This is a genomic window from Enterobacter sp. R-1.6.2, assembly GCF_035064085.1.
Taxonomy (GTDB): Bacteria; Pseudomonadota; Gammaproteobacteria; order Enterobacterales; family Enterobacteriaceae; genus Enterobacter; species Enterobacter asburiae_B.
In genome coordinates, this window is record NZ_JASEYI010000004.1 from 194,078 (window position 1) to 211,941 (window position 17,864).

Annotated in this window: 17 protein-coding genes; 9 read left to right on the forward strand and 8 right to left on the reverse strand. The window is 59.0% G+C overall.

Annotated features, from left to right (window positions below; all coding sequences use genetic code 11):
- Positions 1 to 2: 2 nt before the first annotated feature.
- Positions 3 to 902 carry a glycyl-radical enzyme activating protein gene (locus tag QMN93_RS06570; protein WP_182383211.1) on the reverse strand — a complete coding sequence of 300 codons (900 nt, stop codon included), beginning with the start codon at positions 900 to 902 and terminating at the stop codon, positions 3 to 5.
- Between the two features lie 128 nt (positions 903 to 1,030).
- On the opposite strand from QMN93_RS06570, the gene fsa reads away from it, so the two are divergent.
- Positions 1,031 to 1,693, forward strand: coding sequence for a fructose-6-phosphate aldolase (gene fsa, locus QMN93_RS06575; RefSeq protein WP_182383212.1), 663 nt, complete (start codon positions 1,031 to 1,033; stop codon positions 1,691 to 1,693).
- Between the two features lie 89 nt (positions 1,694 to 1,782).
- Here the strand turns inward: fsa and moeB are convergent, their stop codons facing one another.
- Together moeB and moeA are read right to left on the reverse strand one after the other, a co-directional pair.
- Positions 1,783 to 2,535, reverse strand: coding sequence for a molybdopterin-synthase adenylyltransferase MoeB (gene moeB / locus QMN93_RS06580; RefSeq protein WP_182383213.1), 753 nt, complete (start codon positions 2,533 to 2,535; stop codon positions 1,783 to 1,785).
- A gap of 1 nt (position 2,536) precedes the next feature.
- Entirely contained in the window at positions 2,537 to 3,769 is a 1,233-nt protein-coding gene (gene moeA / locus QMN93_RS06585; RefSeq protein WP_182410792.1) for a molybdopterin molybdotransferase MoeA, read from the reverse strand.
- 188 nt (positions 3,770 to 3,957) lie between these two features.
- On the opposite strand from moeA, the gene iaaA reads away from it, so the two are divergent.
- From iaaA to gsiD, 5 genes are read left to right on the forward strand one after another with little or no spacing between them, the layout of a single operon-like run.
- Complete coding sequence (iaaA, locus tag QMN93_RS06590; protein ID WP_033145022.1) at positions 3,958 to 4,896, forward strand: beta-aspartyl-peptidase; 939 nt, start codon at positions 3,958 to 3,960, stop codon at positions 4,894 to 4,896.
- 11 nt (positions 4,897 to 4,907) lie between these two features.
- The gene (gene gsiA, locus QMN93_RS06595) at positions 4,908 to 6,779 is read left to right on the forward strand and encodes a glutathione ABC transporter ATP-binding protein GsiA (protein ID WP_182383216.1); all 1,872 of its coding nucleotides are present in this window, start codon (positions 4,908 to 4,910) and stop codon (positions 6,777 to 6,779) included.
- A 23-nt stretch (positions 6,780 to 6,802) separates the two neighbouring features.
- Positions 6,803 to 8,341 (forward strand): glutathione ABC transporter substrate-binding protein GsiB, encoded by a 1,539-nt coding sequence (gsiB, locus tag QMN93_RS06600; RefSeq protein WP_193138961.1) that lies wholly within the window; start codon positions 6,803 to 6,805, stop codon positions 8,339 to 8,341.
- Between the two features lie 5 nt (positions 8,342 to 8,346).
- Complete coding sequence (gene gsiC / locus QMN93_RS06605) at positions 8,347 to 9,267, forward strand: glutathione ABC transporter permease GsiC (protein ID WP_023310911.1); 921 nt, start codon at positions 8,347 to 8,349, stop codon at positions 9,265 to 9,267.
- A gap of 1 nt (position 9,268) precedes the next feature.
- Complete coding sequence (gsiD, locus tag QMN93_RS06610) at positions 9,269 to 10,180, forward strand: glutathione ABC transporter permease GsiD (protein WP_024908682.1); 912 nt, start codon at positions 9,269 to 9,271, stop codon at positions 10,178 to 10,180.
- A 113-nt stretch (positions 10,181 to 10,293) separates the two neighbouring features.
- On the opposite strand, the gene rimO is transcribed toward gsiD, so the two are convergent.
- On the reverse strand, positions 10,294 to 11,619 hold the full coding sequence (gene rimO / locus QMN93_RS06615; protein WP_058841665.1) for a 30S ribosomal protein S12 methylthiotransferase RimO: 1,326 nt from the start codon (positions 11,617 to 11,619) through the stop codon (positions 10,294 to 10,296).
- A gap of 216 nt (positions 11,620 to 11,835) precedes the next feature.
- Here rimO and bssR point away from each other — a divergent pair, with 216 nt between their 5' ends.
- Entirely contained in the window at positions 11,836 to 12,219 is a 384-nt protein-coding gene (gene bssR / locus QMN93_RS06620) for a biofilm formation regulator BssR (protein ID WP_023310914.1), read from the forward strand.
- 106 nt (positions 12,220 to 12,325) lie between these two features.
- Positions 12,326 to 13,444 (forward strand): PQQ-dependent sugar dehydrogenase, encoded by a 1,119-nt coding sequence (locus QMN93_RS06625; RefSeq protein WP_193138962.1) that lies wholly within the window; start codon positions 12,326 to 12,328, stop codon positions 13,442 to 13,444.
- Here the strand turns inward: QMN93_RS06625 and QMN93_RS06630 are convergent, their stop codons facing one another.
- Entirely contained in the window at positions 13,445 to 14,071 is a 627-nt protein-coding gene (locus QMN93_RS06630) for a glutathione S-transferase family protein (protein ID WP_064672154.1), read from the reverse strand.
- A gap of 239 nt (positions 14,072 to 14,310) precedes the next feature.
- Here QMN93_RS06630 and dacC point away from each other — a divergent pair, with 239 nt between their 5' ends.
- Positions 14,311 to 15,516, forward strand: coding sequence for a serine-type D-Ala-D-Ala carboxypeptidase (dacC, locus tag QMN93_RS06635; RefSeq protein ID WP_193138963.1), 1,206 nt, complete (start codon positions 14,311 to 14,313; stop codon positions 15,514 to 15,516).
- A gap of 97 nt (positions 15,517 to 15,613) precedes the next feature.
- Here dacC and deoR read toward each other — a convergent pair whose 3' ends face one another.
- From deoR to QMN93_RS06650, 3 genes are all read right to left on the reverse strand, one after another.
- The gene (deoR, locus tag QMN93_RS06640) at positions 15,614 to 16,372 is read right to left on the reverse strand and encodes a DNA-binding transcriptional repressor DeoR (RefSeq protein ID WP_047061464.1); all 759 of its coding nucleotides are present in this window, start codon (positions 16,370 to 16,372) and stop codon (positions 15,614 to 15,616) included.
- Positions 16,373 to 16,439: 67 nt separating this feature from the next.
- Positions 16,440 to 17,048, reverse strand: a complete 609-nt coding sequence (ybjG, locus tag QMN93_RS06645; RefSeq protein WP_087822247.1) for an undecaprenyl-diphosphate phosphatase — start codon at positions 17,046 to 17,048, stop codon at positions 16,440 to 16,442.
- Between the two features lie 7 nt (positions 17,049 to 17,055).
- Positions 17,056 to 17,784, reverse strand: a complete 729-nt coding sequence (locus QMN93_RS06650; RefSeq protein ID WP_182383220.1) for a phosphatase PAP2 family protein — start codon at positions 17,782 to 17,784, stop codon at positions 17,056 to 17,058.
- Positions 17,785 to 17,864: the final 80 nt, after the last annotated feature.

Sequence of the window (17,864 nt, forward strand, 5' to 3'; positions counted from 1 at the left end):
GTTTATCCTCGTAAGGTCGCGGTTAACCCTTTCTGGCAGGCGTACTGCTGCGCGAAGTCCAGCAGGGCAGGGTTAACCAGCGGTTTGTCAGGGGCAGAGTAGGGTTGGCCGAGCAGGGTGTATTTGTTCATGCCCAGCGTGTGATACGGCAGAAAATGAATATCGTCGACGCCGAGCTCGTCGGCGGCGAAGTTGGTAATGGCGGTGATGGACGCTTCGTCAGCGTTAAAGCCCTGGATCAGCGGCACGCGAATGGTGATTTTTTTCCCGGCGGCGGCAAGGCGCTTCAGGTTATCCAGGATCCGCTTGGCCGAACCGTCCGTCCACTGTTTGAACACCTCACCGTCGACATGCTTCAGGTCGGCGAGGAACAGATCGACGTACGGTAATGACGGCTCGATATAGTGCCACGGCACGTGAAGGCAGGTTTCCACGGCTGTGTGGATCCCCTGTTCGTGGCTGGCTTTAAACAGGGCGTGCGCCAGCTCAGGGTTCATAAACGGCTCGCCGCCGGAGAGGGTGATCCCGCCGCCGCTGCGGTCGTAAAAGGGTTTATCGCGCAGTACGGTCGCCATGATCTCCTCGACCTGCTGCTCTTCACCGCAGACGGTCAGCGCCTGCGTCGGGCAGCAGTCACTAAGGGCGTTGAGCGTCGCTTCATCAAGCTTCTCGCGGTGGATAACCAGGCCATTCAGCGCGCGTTCGATGCAGCCCGGTGCCGCCTGCTGGCACAGGTCGCAGCCGTCAAGGCACAGGCGCGCGTCAAACAGCACGTCCCGGCTGCGGGAGCGGCTTTCCGGGTTCTGGCACCAGCGACAGCCCAGCGAGCAGCCTTTCAGGAACACCACGGTTCTAATACCGGGGCCATCGTGGGTAGAGTAACGCTGAATATTGAAGATCATGATTTCGCCTCTCATCTTGCATATGAAGATTAAATGACTTTCGAATGAAAGTTATCTTGATGCAGGTCAACTACTGAGCAGGTTTTGTCGTGATAGGGTAAGTGCAGGCTAAATTTGAGGGTGACATCATGGAACTTTATCTCGACACATCTGACGTTGCGGCAGTCAAAAAGCTGGCGCGCATTTTCCCGCTGGCGGGCGTAACCACCAACCCAAGCATTGTGGCGGCAGGTAAAACGCCGCTGGACGTTTTGCTGCCAGCGCTGCACGACGCGCTGGGCGGCAAAGGCCGTCTTTTCGCGCAGGTGATGGCGACCACCGCCGAAGGGATGGTGGAGGACGCGCGTAAGCTGCGCGCCATTATTAACGACCTGGTGGTGAAAGTGCCGGTGACCGCAGAAGGGCTGGCGGCAATCAAGATGCTGAAAGCCGAAGGGATCCCGACGCTGGGCACGGCGGTGTACGGCGCCGCGCAGGGGATGCTGTCCGCGCTGGCGGGGGCGGAGTATGTGGCCCCTTATGTTAACCGCGTAGACGCGCAGGGCGGGGACGGGATCCAGACCGTGGTTGAACTGCAGCAGCTGCTGACGCTGCACGCCCCGCAGTCAAAGGTGCTGGCCGCGAGCTTTAAAACGCCGCGTCAGGCGCTGGACTGCCTGCTGGCAGGGTGCGAGTCCATCACGCTGCCGCTGGACGTGGCGCAGCAGTTTATTACCTCTCCGGCTGTGGATGCGGCGATTGTGAAGTTTGAGCAGGACTGGCAGGGCGCGTTTGGACGGGCGTCGATCTGACGGGTGCGGCCTGATGCCCTCACCCCAACCCTCTCCCACAGGGAGAGGGAGCAAACACTAAAACGGCAACCTGAAGGTTGCCGTTTGCTTTAATCTCCGCAAACCTCACACCCCGGGTTACGCATCAGCTTCATCTCGCGGAACTGGCAGGTCATCGCGTCATACATCACGATTTTTCCCGCGGCAGGCGTGCCGTAGTGCGCCAGGACTTTGATCGCTTCCATCGCCTGCAGTGAGCCAATCACGCCGACCAACGGCGCCATCACGCCCGCCTCAACGCAGGTCAGCGCGTTCTCGCCGAACAGGCGGCTCAGGCAGCGGTAGCAGGGTTCACCCTCAGCGTAGGTAAAGATAGTGATTTGCCCCTCCATGCGGATCGCCGCGCCGGAGACCAGCGGGATTTTGTGGGCAAAACAACCTGCGTTCAGCTGGTTACGGACGGTGACGTTATCGGTGCAGTCCAGCACCAGGTTGTGCTGTGCAATCTGCGCGGACAGCGCGTCGTCATCCAGCATTGCGTCAATCAGGGTGAACTGAACGTTGGTGTTGATGCGCGCCAGCGCCGTGCGGGCAGAGTCCACTTTCGGCTGGCCAACCGTCGCGTCGCTGTGCAGCGTCTGGCGCTGCAGGTTGGACACCGATACGGTATCGAAATCCAGCAGCGTCATCCTGCCCACGCCCGCCGCCGCAAGGTACTGCGCGGCGGCGCAGCCCAGACCGCCGAGCCCGACAACCAGCACGCTTGCTGCCTTAAGCGCTTCCTGGCCCTCGAAGTCAAACCCGCGCAGCACAATCTGGCGGTTGTAGCGCATCATCTCCGGGTCGCTCAGCTCCACCGTCATGTCAGCCTCCAAACAGGTGGTTAAAACGTTCTACCTCAACCCACTCGCCGGCTTCCACATTGCCGCGCTCGCGCTCCAGCACGATAAAGCAGTTGCCCTGGCTGAAGGAGCTGAAAATGTGCGAGCCCTGATGGCCGGTGGTGCTCACTTCGAGCTCACCGTCCGCGTTGCGCGCCAGAATGCCGCGCTGAAAATCGAGACGGCCCGGTGATTTTTTCAGGCGCGTGGCGGCGCGCACGCGCTGGCGTTCCGGCAGCGGTCTGGCGCTGTTGCCGGAAAGCTTCGCCAGCAGCGGGATCGCCAGCTGGTAGAAGGTGAGTGCCGCCGAGACCGGATTACCCGGCAGGCCACAGAACCAGCTGTGTTGCAGCTTGCCAAACGCGAACGGTTTGCCCGGCTTGATTGCCAGCTTCCAGAAGGCGATTTCGCCCAGCTCTTCAAGGATGGTTTTGGTGTAATCCGCTTCGCCCACGGAGACGCCGCCGGAGCTGATGACCACGTCGGCAGCGTTATCCGCCTCGATAAACGCGGCGCGCAGTTTTTCCGGATCGTCAGGAATGATGCCGAGGTTAATCACCTCGCAGCCCAGCTGCTCCAGCATCAGGTGGACCGCCAGGCGGTTGGTATCGTAAATCTGGCCCTCCTGCAGCGGCTGGCCAGGAAGCTGCAGCTCGTCGCCGGTGGAGAAGACCGCCACGCGCACCTTGCGGACAACGTCAACTTCGGCGATGCCGAGCGATGCCAGCACCGGCAGTTCACCTACCGTCAGCTTCTGTCCGGCGGCAAAGACCGTTGCGCCAAGGGTGATATCTTCGCCCGTGCGGCGGATGTTCTGGCCCGCTTTAACGTTCGCGGTAAAACGCACGCCGTCGTCGGTCTGTTCGGTCTCTTCCTGCATTACCACGGCGTCGCAGCCAGCCGGAACCGGCGCGCCGGTCATGATGCGCACGCAGGTGCCCGCAGGCCATTCACCGCTAAACGGCTGGCCCGCAAAGGCTTTACCCGCCACAGGCAGGGCATTACCCGTCTGGAGATCCGCCAGGCGTACCGCGTAACCGTCCATCGCGGAATTATCAAACCCCGGCACGTTAAGCGGAGAGACGATATCGCGCGCGGCAATACGGCCAAAACAGCGCACGAGGGGCAGCGTCTCAACGTCATTCAGCGGGGAAACTCGGTCAAGCATCTGCGTGAGTGCCGTCTCAAGCGGCATCAGTCCGGCGGTAAAATCCATGGTGGGCTCCTGCGGAGTAACAACGAAAGCGGCCATTATGGCAGAAAAGTGCGGCTAACTGTATGACCCGATGGGTGTACGCTTTACATCACAGTTACGTCTTTCTATATTCAAAAATCATCTGAAGTTTCATCGACGATAATGATATTTATAGAAAAAGCCGCAAATCAGGCTAACGGGTGATGCGAATGGTTAATGCGGTAATCGCAATTCATGGTGGCGCCGGGGCAATCACCCGAGCACAGCTCAGTCCCGAGCAGGAAAAGCGCTATATCGACGCGCTGTACGCCATTGTGGAAACGGGCCAGAAAATGCTGGAAGCGGGCGAAAGCGCGCTGGACGTGGTCACCGAGGCGGTGCGCCTGCTGGAAGAGTGCCCGTTATTTAATGCGGGGATCGGTTCGGTCTTTACCCGGGATGAAACGCACGAGCTGGATGCCTGCGTGATGGACGGCGTCACCCTGAAAGCGGGCGCCGTGGCGGGCGTGAGTCATCTGCGCAATCCGGTGCTGGCGGCGCGTCTGGTGATGGAGGCGAGTCCGCACGTGCTGCTCACAGGGGCCGGAGCGGAGGCGTTTGCCTTCGGGCACGGGATGGAACCGGTATCGCCGGATCTGTTTTCCACCGAGGAGCGCTATCAGCAGCTGCTGGAAGCCCGTTCGGCGGGCATGACGCAGCTTGACCATACAGCGCCGCTTGATGAAACCACCAAAATGGGCACGGTCGGCGCGGTGGCGCTGGATAAGGCCGGAAACCTCGCGGCGGCAACCTCAACGGGCGGGATGACCAACAAGCTGCCCGGGCGCGTCGGCGATAGCCCGCTGCCGGGCGCCGGCTGCTACGCCAATAACGCGACGGCGGCGGTGTCGTGTACCGGCACCGGGGAAGTGTTTATCCGCGCCCTCGCGGCCTACGACATCACCGCGCTGATGGATTACGGCGGTTTAAGCCTCAGCGAAGCCTGCGAGCGCGTGGTGATGGAGAAACTGCCTGCCCTGGGCGGCGTTGGCGGGCTCATTGCGGTGGATCGTGAGGGCAACGTGGCTCTGCCATTCAACAGCGAAGGTATGTACCGCGCCTGGGGTTATGCCGGTGATGAGCCGAGCACGGGCATCTATCGTGAATAAGGGGGCAGCGCGTGCCGCACAGTGAAGAACTGGACAACCGCGAAGTGCTGGCTGTCCATCAGCTCAATATTGCGTTTCAGGAAGAGCGGCAGTTCATCCCCGCAGTAGAGAATTTATCGTTCACGCTCAGGCGCGGCGAGACGCTGGCGATAGTTGGCGAATCTGGTTCCGGTAAATCGGTCACCGCGCTGGCGCTGATGCGCCTGCTGGAACAGACGGGCGGGCAAATCAGCAGCGAGAAAATGCTCCTGCGCCGCCGTAACCGTCAGGTCATTGATTTAAATGAGCTAAGCGGTTCGCAGATGCAGGGCGTGCGCGGGGCGGATATTGCGATGATCTTCCAGGAGCCGATGACCTCCCTGAACCCGGTTTTCCCGGTCGGGGAACAAATCGCCGAGTCCATCCGCCTGCATCAGGGGCTGAACGGCGATGAAGCGCTCAAAGAGGCCCGACGGATGCTGGAGCTGGTGCGCATCCCGGAGGCGCAGGCCATTCTGGGTCGCTACCCCCATCAGCTTTCCGGCGGCATGCGCCAGCGGGTGATGATTGCCATGGCGCTCTCCTGCCGTCCGGCGGTGCTGATTGCCGATGAACCGACGACGGCGCTGGACGTGACGATTCAGGCGCAGATCCTGCAGCTCATCAAAGTGCTGCAGCAGGAGATGGAGATGGGGGTGATATTCATCACCCACGATATGGGCGTAGTCGCCGATATCGCCGATCGGGTGCTGGTGATGCACAAGGGCAGCGCGGTGGAAACCGGCCCGGTTGAGCAGATTTTTCACGCGCCCGTGCATCCTTACACCAAAGCGCTGCTGGCGGCGGTTCCGCGCCTGGGGGCGATGAACGGCAGCGATTTGCCGCGCCGCTTCCCGCTGATTTCTCTTGAGGCGTCTGAGCTACAGGAGGAGGAGCGCGAGCAGGACACCGTGGTGCCGGGTAAGCCCATTCTGGAAGTGCGCGATCTGGTCACCCGTTTTCCGCTGCGCAGCGGCGTACTGAACCGCGTTAAGCGCGAAGTGCACGCGGTGGAAAACGTCAGTTTCGATCTTTGGCCGGGCGAAACGCTGGCGCTGGTGGGGGAGTCCGGCTGCGGTAAATCCACCACCGGGCGCGCGTTGCTCCGTCTGGTGGAATCACAGGAAGGCAGCATTACCTTTAACGGCGAGCGCATTGATACCCTTCCGGACAGCAGGCTGCAGGCGGTGCGGCGGGATATTCAGTTTATTTTCCAGGATCCGTATGCCTCCCTCGATCCGCGCCATACGGTGGGGTATTCGATCATGGAGCCGCTGCGGGTACATAACCTGCTCGACGGCGAAGCGGCCCAGCGTCGCGTGGCCTGGCTGCTGGAGCGCGTCGGCCTGAAGCCGGAACACGCCTGGCGTTACCCGCACGAGTTTTCCGGCGGACAGCGGCAGCGTATCTGCATCGCCCGCGCGCTGGCGCTGAACCCGAAAGTGGTGATTGCCGATGAGTCCGTCTCGGCGCTGGATGTCTCTATCCGGGCGCAAATCATCAACCTGCTGCTGGATTTACAGCGGGATATGGGCATTGCCTTCCTGTTTATCTCGCACGATATGGCGGTGGTCGAGCGCATCAGCCATCGCGTGGCGGTGATGTTTATGGGGCAGATCGTGGAGATTGGGCCGCGAAGGGCGGTGTTTGAAAACCCGCAGCACCCGTACACCCGCAAGCTTATTGCGGCGGTCCCGGTTGCCGATCCGGCGCATCGTCACGGCCAGCGCGTGCTGCTGCAGGATGAAATGCCGAGCAATATTCATAAACGCGGCGAGGCCGTGGAGCGCGTGACGCTGCGCGAGGTCGGGCCGGGTCATTTCGTCGCTCCCCCGCGTCAGGACAACGCTTTTTCGCGGTTATAACTTACAACAGGCAGGAGAACACAATGGTTACATTTGTAGCGCGTAGATGGTTGTTAGCCGCGAGCGTGACGGCAGCCCTGGCCGCTGCCCCCGCGTTCGCTGCCAAAGACGTGGTGGTCGCCGTCGGCTCCAATTTCACCACGCTCGATCCGTATGACGCCAACGACACGCTCTCTCAGGCGGTGGCGAAATCGTTCTATCAGGGCCTGTTTGGCCTCGATAAAGAGATGAAGCTCAAAAACGTGCTGGCGGAGGGGTATACCGTGTCCGACGACGGGCTGGTGTATACCATCAAGCTCAGGACCGGCGTGAAGTTCCAGGACGGGACAGACTTCAATGCGGAGGCGGTGAAGGTTAACCTGGACCGCGCCAGCAATCCGGAAAATAGCCTCAAGCGCTATAACCTGTATAAAAATATCGCCAGCGCCGAGGTGGTCGACCCGGCGACGGTCAAAATCACCCTGAAAGAGCCGTTCTCCGCGTTTATCAATATCCTGGCGCATCCGGCAACGGCGATGATTTCCCCTGCCGCGCTGAAAAAATACGGCAAGGAGATTGGTTTCCATCCTGTTGGCACCGGCCCTTACGAACTGCTCACCTGGAACCAGACCGATTTTGTGAAGGTGAAGAAATTCGCGGGATACTGGCAGCAGGGGCTGCCTAAGCTCGACACCATCACCTGGCGCCCGGTGGTGGACAACAACACCCGCGCGGCGATGCTGCAAACCGGCGAGGCGCAGTTTGCCTTCCCGATCCCCTATGAGCAGGCCGCCATTTTGCAGAAAAACAGCAAGCTGGAGCTGGTCGCCAGCCCGTCAATCATGCAGCGCTACATCAGCATGAACGTCACGCAAAAGCCGTTCGATAACCCGAAGGTGCGTGAAGCCATCAACTACGCCATTAACCGTCAGGCGCTGGTGAAGGTCGCCTTTGCCGGCTATGCCACTCCGGCCACCGGCGTGCTGCCGCCGGCGATCGCCTATGCGCAAAGCTATCAGCCGTGGCCATACGATCCGGCTAAAGCGCGCGAGCTGCTGAAAGAGGCGGGCTTCCCGAACGGTTTCAGCACCACGCTGTGGTCCTCGCATAATCACAGTACCGCCCAGAAGGTGCTGCAGTTTACCCAGCAGCAGCTGGCGCAGGTGGGTATCAAGGTACAGGTCACCGCAATGGATGCCGGACAGCGTGCGGCAGAAGTGGAGGGGAAAGGGCAGAAAGAGAGCGGCGTGCGGATGTTCTACACCGGCTGGACGGCGTCGACCGGTGAGGCCGACTGGGCGCTGTCGCCGCTGTTTGCCTCGCAGAACTGGCCGCCAACCCTGTTCAACACCGCGTTTTACAGCAACCCGCAGGTGGACAAAGACCTGGCCGATGCCCTGAAAACCACCAAACCGGAAGAGAAGGCGCGTCTCTATAAAGACGCGCAGGATATTATCTGGAAAGAGTCACCGTGGGTGCCGCTGGTGGTGGAGAAACTGGTGTCAGCCCATAACAAAGCGTTGACCGGGTTCTACATCATGCCGGACACGGGCTTTAGCTTTGACGATGCGGATTTAAAATAAACCTCATGCTGAATTATGTTTGTAAACGCCTGCTGGGGCTTATTCCGACGCTGCTGATTGTGGCGGTCCTGGTGTTTTTGTTTGTCCATATGCTGCCGGGCGATCCGGCGCGTCTGGTCGCCGGGCCTGAGGCGGATGCCACCGTTATTGACCTGGTGCGTAAGCAGCTTGGCCTCGACCAGCCGCTGTATATGCAGTTCATCCATTACATTTGCAACGTTCTGCAGGGCGATTTTGGTATCTCGATGGTGTCGCGCCGTCCGGTGTCGGAGGAGATTGCCAGCCGCTTTATGCCGACGTTCTGGTTAACGATAGCCAGCATGAGCTGGGCGGTCGTGTTTGGGCTTGGCGCCGGGATTATCGCGGCCGTCTGGCGCAACCGCTGGCCGGACAAGCTCGGCATGGCGCTGGCGGTGACCGGCATCTCCTTCCCGGCGTTCGCGCTGGGGATGCTGCTGATGCAGATCTTCTCCGTCGAACTGGGCTGGCTGCCGACCGTCGGGGCTGATACCTGGAAGCACTACATCCTGCCTTCCATGACGCTGGGGGCTGCCGTTTCGGCGGTAATGGCCCGCTTTACCCGCGCCTCGTTCGTTGACGTGCTGAGCGAAGATTATATTCGCACCGCGCGGGCGAAAGGGGTCAGCGAGAAGTGGGTCATTCTCAAGCACGGATTCCGCAATGCGATGATCCCGGTAGTGACGATGATGGGGCTGCAGTTTGGCTTTCTGCTCGGCGGCTCGATCGTCGTGGAAAAGGTCTTCAACTGGCCGGGGCTGGGACGCCTGCTGGTCGACTCCGTCGAGATGCGCGACTACCCGGTGATTCAGGCGGAAGTCCTGCTTTTCTCGCTGGAGTTTATTCTTATCAACTTAGTGGTGGACGTGCTCTACGCCGCCATTAACCCGGCCATCAGGTACAAGTAAGATGCGATTGTTGAACTGGCGACGTCAGGCCGTTTTAAACGCGATGCCGGGGCTAAAACCGGACCACGTCCGCACCCCGTGGTCTGAATTCTGGCGGCGTTTTCGCCGTCAGCCGGTCGCGATGACCGCGGGGCTGTTTGTGCTGCTGCTGATTGCGGTGGCGGTGATTGCGCCGTGGGTGGCGCCGTTTGATGCGGAAAACTATTTTGACTACGACCGTCTGAACGACGGACCGTCGATGCTTCACTGGTTCGGCGTGGACTCACTCGGGCGCGATATCTTTAGCCGCGTGCTGGTCGGGGCGCAAATCTCGCTCGCCGCCGGGGTGTTCGCGGTGCTGATCGGCGCGGCCATCGGTACCGTGCTGGGCCTCGTTGCCGGGTATTACGAAGGCTGGTGGGACCGCATCATCATGCGCATCTGCGACGTGCTGTTTGCTTTTCCCGGCATTCTGCTGGCGATTGCCGTGGTGGCGATCATGGGCAGCGGCATGGCGAACGTCATCATTGCGGTCGCGGTCTTTTCGATTCCGGCGTTCGCGCGGCTGGTGCGCGGCAATACGCTGGTGCTGAAACAGCAGACGTTTATCGAATCCGCGCGCAGCATGGGGGCCAGCGATGCCACCATCCTGTTCAGCCATATTTTGCCGGGTACGGTATCGTCCATCGTGGTCTATTTCACCATGCGTATTGGCGTGTCGATTATCTCGGCGGCCAGCCTGTCGTTTCTGGGGTTAGGCGCGCAGCCACCGACGCCGGAGTGGGGCGCGATGCTGAACGAGGCGAGGGCGGATATGGTGATTGCGCCGCACGTGGCGATCTTCCCGAGTCTGGCGATTTTCCTCACCGTGCTGGCGTTTAATCTGCTGGGGGACGGGCTGCGCGACGCGCTGGATCCGAGGATTAAGGGGTAGGCTTTTGCTTGCCCCTCACCCCGGCCCTCTCCCCAAAGGGGCGAGGGTGAAAAACCGCACCGAGCAGTCCCCTCTCCCCAGTGGGGAGAGGGTTAGGGTGAGGGGGAAGGAGATTAAACCCGGCTACCCCACAGGTCATACTCGTCCGCGTTTTCAACCTTCACGCGAATAATATCACCCGGCTTAACGCTGGTTTCGCCGTTCAGGTACACCGCGCCGTCGATTTCCGGGGCGTCCGCCATGCTGCGGCCAATCGCGCCTTCTTCGTCCACTTCGTCAACGATGACCATGATCTCGCGGCCCACTTTTTCCTGCAGACGCTCGGCAGAGATCTGCTGCTGCAGCTGCATGAAGCGGTTCCAGCGCTCTTCTTTCACCTCTTCCGGCACCTGGTCCGCCAGCTCGTTGGCGGTAGCGCCTTCAACCGGGCTGTACTTGAAGCAGCCTACGCGGTCCAGACGGGCTTCTTTCAGGAAGTCGAGCAGCATCTGGAAGTCTTCTTCGGTTTCACCCGGGAAGCCGACGATGAAGGTGGAGCGCAGGGTCAGATCCGGGCAGATTTCACGCCACTGCTTGATGCGCGCCAGCTGGCGATCAACGGAGCCAGGACGCTTCATCAGCTTCAGGATACGCGGGCTGGCGTGCTGCAGCGGGATATCCAGGTACGGCAGAATTTTGCCTTCCGCCATCAGCGGGATCACATCGTCAACGTGCGGGTACGGATAGACGTAGTGCAGACGCGTCCAGATACCGAGCTTCGACAACTGTTCGCACAGGCCGACCATGCTGGTTTTCACCGGCTCGCCGTTGTGGAAACCGGAGCGGTGTTTAACGTCCACGCCGTAAGCCGAGGTGTCCTGGGAGATGACCAGCAGCTCCTTCACGCCCGCGTCGGCCAGACGTTTAGCTTCCGCCAGCACTTCACCAATCGGACGGCTCACCAGATCGCCACGCATGGACGGGATGATGCAGAAGGTGCAGCGATGGTTGCAGCCTTCGGAAATTTTTAAGTAAGCGTAGTGGCGCGGCGTCAGCTTCACGCCCTGCTCTGGCACCAGGCTCAGGAACGGGTTGTGCTTTGGTTTTGGCACGTAGTGATGAACATGTTCCAGCACCTGCTCGTAGCTGTGCGGGCCGGTGATCTCCAGCACCTTCGGGTGCACTTCGCGGATCTGGTCTTCTTTCGCGCCCAGACAGCCGGTAACAATCACTTTGCCGTTTTCCGTCAGGGCTTCACCGATGGCTTCCAGTGATTCCTGAACCGCGCTGTCGATAAACCCGCAGGTGTTCACGATCACCATATCGGCGTTGTCGTAGCTTGGCACCACGTCATAGCCCTCGGTGCGCAGTTCGGTCAGGATGCGTTCGGAATCCACGAGGTTTTTCGGGCAGCCCAGGGAGACGAAGCCGATTTTCGGCTGGTGCGTAACATTGCTCATAGGTTAAAAATTCATCAATTATGGAGTTATCAGGGCGGGATTTTACAGCGTATCGCGGGGGATTTATACACTCTTTGCAAGGCGGATGCGCCGGGCAGACGTTGTAACATTGTAAATAATGTTAATCAGTTAATAAAAATTGATCCCAGGCATTAAACTGTACAAAAAATGTACTTATCCTGATTATGCACAATGGCTGACAGAGGAGGAAAGAGCATGACCGTTGACAGACTAAAACGCGATCTGCTTAACAAGCTGATCAACGCCCGAATCGACCTGGCCGCGTACCTGCAGTTGAGGAAGGCAAAAGGGTATATGTCAGTCAGCGAAAGCGAACATCTGCGTGATAACCTGTTTGAACTTTGCAATTTCATGCGTGAAAAAGCACCGACCCTGAAGGCGAAATACGGCGAAAGTGAGCTGATCGCCCTGCGCCGCGCCGCTGAGGTACTTTCCATCGCTGGGGTATGTTTGATGAACGGACGCCACGACTGCCCGAATTTTATCGCTGTTAACGCGGAGAAGCTTGAAAACTGCCTGACCACGCTCTCTCTATGCATCATGTGCCTGAACGAGCACGAGAAGCTTGAACAGCACTGACCCAGGGGGAGGCAACTCCCCCTTCTGATTAAGCTTTTGTAAAAGTGGTAACGCGCCCGGATGCAGTGGCTAACCTTTATGCCATATGCCGATAAAGGAGTGCGTTATGCCTCGATCCTCGCTAATTTCCCTGCCTGCGCTGTTCATTCCGTTTTCGCTTCTTGCTGCCCCAGAGGCGGTCAAGGTCGACGTGCTGCAAAACAAACTCGATCATCCCTGGTCTCTGACGTTTCTGCCGGACAATAAAGGCCTGCTGGTGACCCTGAAGGGCGGTCAGCTCAAACGCTGGCAGGCCGGAAAAGGGCTGTCCGATCCGATTGTCGGCGTGCCGAAGGTCTGGGCAAACGGTCAGGGAGGATTGCTGGACGTGGTCCTCGCCCCGGATTTTGAAAAATCACGCCGCATCTGGCTGAGCTTCGCCGAAGCCGGGAGTGACGGCAAGGCCGGAACGGCGGTGGGCTATGGCCGACTGAGCGACGATCTGACGCGCATTGAAGCCTTCCAGGTGGTGTTCCGCCAGATGCCGAAACTCTCCACCGGGAACCATTTTGGTGGGCGACTGGTGTTCGACGGCAAAGGCTCGCTCTTTATCGGACTCGGCGAGAATAACCAGCGTCCGACGGCGCAGGATCTGGATAAATTGCAGGGTAAAGTGGTGCGCCTCACCGAAGACGGAAAAGTGCCGCCGGATAACCCGTTTGTGAATACCCCCGGTGCGCGACCCGAAATCTGGTCTTACGGCATTCGCAACCCACAGGGGATGGCGATGAATCCCTGGAGCGACGCGCTGTGGCTGAACGAGCACGGTCCGCGCGGCGGGGATGAGATCAACATCCCGGAGAAAGGAAAGAACTACGGCTGGCCGCTGGCGACGCACGGCATTAACTACAGCGGTCTGAAAATTCCGGAAGCCAAAGGCGAGCACGTTGAGGGAACCGAAAAACCGCTGTTCGTCTGGAAAGTGTCACCTGCCGTGAGCGGTATGGCGTTTTATAACAGCGACATTTTCCCGCAGTGGAAAAACAAGCTGTTTATCGGCGCGCTGAAGGAAAAGGACGTTATCGTGCTGAGCGTGGACGGCAATAAGGTCACGGAGGATGGGCGAATTCTCGGCGACCGGGATAAACGTATTCGCGATGTGCGGGTGGGGCCGGACGGCTATTTATACGTTCTGACCGACGAGACGGACGGGCAGCTGTTAAAAGTCAGCCCGTCCGGTGCGTAATCAGGTGACCGGGATCATTACCACGTTGCGGTACGCCGGGCGATCGCTCAGCTGTTTTAGCCAGCGCTCAAGATGAGGGCGCGGCGTCCACTTCAGGCCGAGGTTGGTCAGATTCCAGACGAACGGCGCCACGGCAATATCGCCCACGCCGAACGCCTCACCGGAGAACCAGGCGTGCTTCGCCAGTTCGTCATCCATCATCGCAAACAGGTTTTCACACGCATCCTGAGCGGCATGAATGGCAGGGTAGTCGCGCTCGGGTTCAGGGGTTCTGACTAACCCCATCAGGATCACGCGGTGGGTTGGCGATAGCGTCTGATTCGCCCAGTCCATCCACTTTTCACCCTGGGCGCGACGGGCCGGGCTTTCCACCCACAGGCGGCCCTGACCGTACTGGGCGGCAAGGTAACGGACAATGGTGTTGGATTCCCAAAGCGTCGCGTCGGTTTCATCATCGCGCAGCAGCGGCACCAGGCCGTTCGGGTTCATGGCCAGATAGTCGGCCTCTTTGTTCACGCCGAACGACATGCCGGCCATGATTTGATTGAACGGTAAATCCAGCTCCTCGAGCGTCCAGAGCACTTTCTTAACGTTGGTCGAGTTGTTCCTGCCCCAAAGCGTAATCATATTTACTCCTGATGAGATGTGAATCCGGGTCAGCTTTCGCATGGTGAGATAAACCTAACAATTACGCAACAGAAGACAAAAAAATCGTCTGAATCAAAGCGTATCTGAATGTTATTGCATAAACTTTAATAACTTTACCCTCGTTGGGTTTCTTTAACCGTTTTAGTGCGCTATTACTCATCGCTTCTTGCGACACGGTGATGTGACGTAATTTTTGAATGGACACTCGGGTGGCATTTATGACGCGTAAAATGACTTCTCTGCGCAGCCTTGCGACAGGCTCTGCGCTCCTTTTCCTGTTTGCACCAACGCTCTACGCAGCTGAACAGGCTGCGCCCGAAGCGCCGCCTGTGGATGCGCGCGCCTGGATCCTGATGGACTACTCCAGCGGTAAAGTGCTGGCGGAAGGCAACGCGGATGAGAAACTCGATCCGGCAAGCCTGACCAAAATCATGACCAGCTATGTGGTCGGCCAGGCGTTGAAAGCGGGCAAGATCAAGCTGGACGATATGGTCAGCATCGGGAAGGATGCCTGGGCGACCGGCAACCCGGCGCTGCGGGGCTCTTCGGTGATGTTCCTGAAGCCGGGGGATCAGGTTTCCGTTTCCGATCTGAACAAAGGGGTAATTATTCAGTCAGGAAATGATGCGTGCATCGCGCTGGCCGATTACGTTGCCGGAAGCCAGGATTCTTTCATTGGCTTGATGAATGGCTACGCGCAGAAACTGGGCTTAACCAACACCACGTTCAAAACGGTTCACGGTCTGGATTCGCCGGGACAGTTCAGTACCGCGCGCGACATGGCGCTGCTGGGGAAAGCGCTGATCCACGACGTGCCGGATGAATACGCCATCCATAAAGAGAAAGAGTTTACCTTCAATAAAATCCGTCAGCCGAACCGCAACCGCCTGCTGTGGAGCAGCAACGTTAACGTGGACGGAATGAAAACCGGCACCACGGCGGGCGCGGGCTATAACCTGGTGGCCTCCGCGACCCAGGGCGACATGCGCCTGATTTCGGTGGTGCTGGGCACCAAAACCGACCGTATTCGCTTTAATGAGTCAGAAAAACTGCTGACCTGGGGCTTCCGCTTCTATGAAACCGTGACGCCGATTAAACCGGATGCCACGTTCGTCAGCCAGCGCGTCTGGTTTGGCGACAAGAGTGAAGTCAATCTCGGGGCGGGTGAAGGCGGCTCGGTGACCATTCCGCGCGGTCAGCTGAAAAATCTGAAGGCCAGCTTTACCCTGACCGACCCGCAGCTCACGGCTCCGCTGAAAAAAGGCCAGGTGGTCGGGACGATTGATTTCCAGCTAAACGGTAAGTCGATTGAACAGCGTCCGCTGATTGTAATGGAAGCGGTGGAAGAGGGCGGCTTCTTCAGCCGGATGTGGGATTTCGTGATGATGAAATTCCACGGGTGGTTTGGCAGCTGGTTTAGCTAAGTTTTTGGCCGGGTGACGCTGCGCTGACCCGGCCTACTTTTTTTCTCCCTCTCCCTGTGGGAGAGGGCCGGGGTGAGGGCCTCAGACCGCACCCCTCTTAATACATCAACTTCACCTGCTGCGCCTTCGCGTGGGCCACAATCTCGTCGTCCGGGCGGCAGTCGCTGACGATGGCGTCAAACTGCGCCAGCTCGCCCATTCTTGCCGAACGTACCTTGCCAAACTTGCTGTGATCGACCACCAGCACATGGTACTGCGCGGCGCTTAACGCCCAGTGCTTCACCGGCAGCTCTTCCAGGTTAAAGCAGGTCGCACCCTGACGCACGTTGACGCCTGCGGCGGAATAAAACGCGATATCCGGGCAGAGATTGCTGAGCGTATCCTGCAGGTTGAGCGGCTTAAAGATGGCGTTGCTGGCGTGAAACTCGCCGCCGCAGAGGATCACCCGGCACTCCGGTTTCTCCTGAAGCGCCAGAAAGGTGTTCAGGGAGTAGCACACGGCGGTAAAAGGGATGCTGTTGTCGATGGCTTCGATAATCCACGGCGTGGTGGTTCCGCAGTCAAAAAACAGCGTCTGGTGCGGCTGTACCAGTGAGGCCGCAAGCCGGGCGGCTTTGCGTTTCTCTTCAACCAGGCGCGTCTTCTGGTCGCTGATCAGATAATGGCTGGCGCTACGCGGCTCAAGCACAATATACCCGCCGAGCAGCACGACGGGCGCGCTTTCGCTGTTCAGATCCCGACGAATGGTCATCTCTGAGACGCCGAGGAGGTTGGCGGCTTCCTTAAGATGCAGCTTATCGCTGCGCTTCAGCGCCTGTAGCAGCTGAGCAATGCGGTCATCGCGACGTGTTTCCATAGTTCCTCGGGATAAAAAAGTGAACCCCCGCAGGGCGGGGGTTCAAGTGTAACCTGTCAGGTTGGGGTTAGTCACGTATCCAGCCTTTGCGGATCGGGATAGCGAAAATGGCGCGGTAGAGCGAAGACAGCGTGCGGTAAAGCGCTTCGCCAAAGAGGCTCCACAGGATAGCCGCGCTCACGCAGCCAATCAGCCCCACCAGGAAACCGCCCACCATATCCAGCGGCCAGTGAACGCCCAGGTAAACGCGAGACCAGGCGATAGCCAGGGCTGCCACCATCAGGACCGCACCGGACCACAGGCGATGCCAGAACAGGAAAGCCAGCGCGAAGGTAAAGATCACCGTTCCGTGATCGCTCGGGAACGAGTCATCCGGCGCGTGGTGCAGGAAGGTATAGCCGACGCGATCGACAAAAGGACGATCGTGCGGGAAGGCGTGACCCAGAATGTAGCTCAGCAGTACGCTTACCCCGAGCGCCATCGCGACTTTAATCACCAGCTGGCGCTGCGCCTTCACCTGGCTGCGGGGACCCCACAGCCAGAGAATCGCAGCCAGTGCAGGCACGATACTGATCAGATCTTTTGCAAGAAAGGTGGCAAAATCGATCGTCCACTCAGGCGAGGCTGGCGTGGCGTTGATCAGATAAAACAGCTGATAATTCAGATTCTCTAACATAGCGTTATCACTCTTTAGCAAACCGGGTGGAAATAAGTCCGTAGACCATCACCTGGGAAAACCAGACCCACCACCCGGCCCACAGGTTGTGAGAGAAAAAATGCGCCCCGCGCATGACCTGGCCGTAGCCCATCGCCAGACCTAACACCACGCCCAGCGCGACGAAGCACCAGGCGAGACGCGGACGCTCGCGCCAGAAGGCAAAAAACAGCCCCATCACCATAAAGCCGCTGGAGGCATGACCGCCGGGAAAACAGCGCCCCGGACCGCTGTCAGCAGGGACGGCGCTGAACAGGGGATAAGACATAGCCTTTCCGCCATATTCCACCAGATCCCACGGGCAGCTGTGATGGCTCACGCTTTTCAGCACGCCCACCACCAGCGCGCCAACGCCCATCAGCAGCGCCGCCGTCACCAGCCTTGCGTTGCGCTTGTAGGCGCCGTAAAACAGCGCCACGGCACCTAAGCCGATGGCGATGTACTTCGCCAGGCGGTGGTTCAGCAGATCCAGCAGATGATCTTTCTGCAGCGGAAAGGTCTGCGTTGCCGCGTCATACCAAAAGCCGGTGATCCATCTGTCGAGCGCTTCATTGCGCGATAGCCATGTAAACACCACGGCAAGGGCGATCAGTACGAAAAGCTGATAACCATAAAAGCGGGTCGGCAAGCGGTAAAGTCGTTTTGTCTTATTTGTCTGTAAGTTAGACAATTCTGAACGGCTGGAGGTGAGTGCCATAATTTGGGATCGTTGACGAGTAATCGCGCTATCATAAAAGTGTCAACTTAAGGAAACCTTAAACGAAGACGATATGTGCT

Bases quoted from the DNA above. Each gene is read 5' to 3' on its own strand.
- QMN93_RS06570 (WP_182383211.1), bottom strand. From the start codon at position 902: ATGATCTTCAATATTCAGCGTTACTCTACCCACGATGGCCCCGGTATT.
- fsa (WP_182383212.1), top strand. From the start codon at position 1,031: ATGGAACTTTATCTCGACACATCTGACGTTGCGGCAGTCAAAAAGCTG.
- moeB (WP_182383213.1), bottom strand. From the start codon at position 2,535: ATGACGGTGGAGCTGAGCGACCCGGAGATGATGCGCTACAACCGCCAG.
- moeA (WP_182410792.1), bottom strand. From the start codon at position 3,769: ATGGATTTTACCGCCGGACTGATGCCGCTTGAGACGGCACTCACGCAG.
- iaaA (WP_033145022.1), top strand. From the start codon at position 3,958: ATGGTTAATGCGGTAATCGCAATTCATGGTGGCGCCGGGGCAATCACC.
- gsiB (WP_193138961.1), top strand. From the start codon at position 6,803: ATGGTTACATTTGTAGCGCGTAGATGGTTGTTAGCCGCGAGCGTGACG.
- gsiC (WP_023310911.1), top strand. From the start codon at position 8,347: ATGCTGAATTATGTTTGTAAACGCCTGCTGGGGCTTATTCCGACGCTG.
- gsiD (WP_024908682.1), top strand. From the start codon at position 9,269: ATGCGATTGTTGAACTGGCGACGTCAGGCCGTTTTAAACGCGATGCCG.
- rimO (WP_058841665.1), bottom strand. From the start codon at position 11,619: ATGAGCAATGTTACGCACCAGCCGAAAATCGGCTTCGTCTCCCTGGGC.
- bssR (WP_023310914.1), top strand. From the start codon at position 11,836: ATGACCGTTGACAGACTAAAACGCGATCTGCTTAACAAGCTGATCAAC.
- QMN93_RS06625 (WP_193138962.1), top strand. From the start codon at position 12,326: ATGCCTCGATCCTCGCTAATTTCCCTGCCTGCGCTGTTCATTCCGTTT.
- QMN93_RS06630 (WP_064672154.1), bottom strand. From the start codon at position 14,071: ATGATTACGCTTTGGGGCAGGAACAACTCGACCAACGTTAAGAAAGTG.
- dacC (WP_193138963.1), top strand. From the start codon at position 14,311: ATGACGCGTAAAATGACTTCTCTGCGCAGCCTTGCGACAGGCTCTGCG.
- deoR (WP_047061464.1), bottom strand. From the start codon at position 16,372: ATGGAAACACGTCGCGATGACCGCATTGCTCAGCTGCTACAGGCGCTG.
- ybjG (WP_087822247.1), bottom strand. From the start codon at position 17,048: ATGTTAGAGAATCTGAATTATCAGCTGTTTTATCTGATCAACGCCACG.
- QMN93_RS06650 (WP_182383220.1), bottom strand. From the start codon at position 17,784: ATGGCACTCACCTCCAGCCGTTCAGAATTGTCTAACTTACAGACAAAT.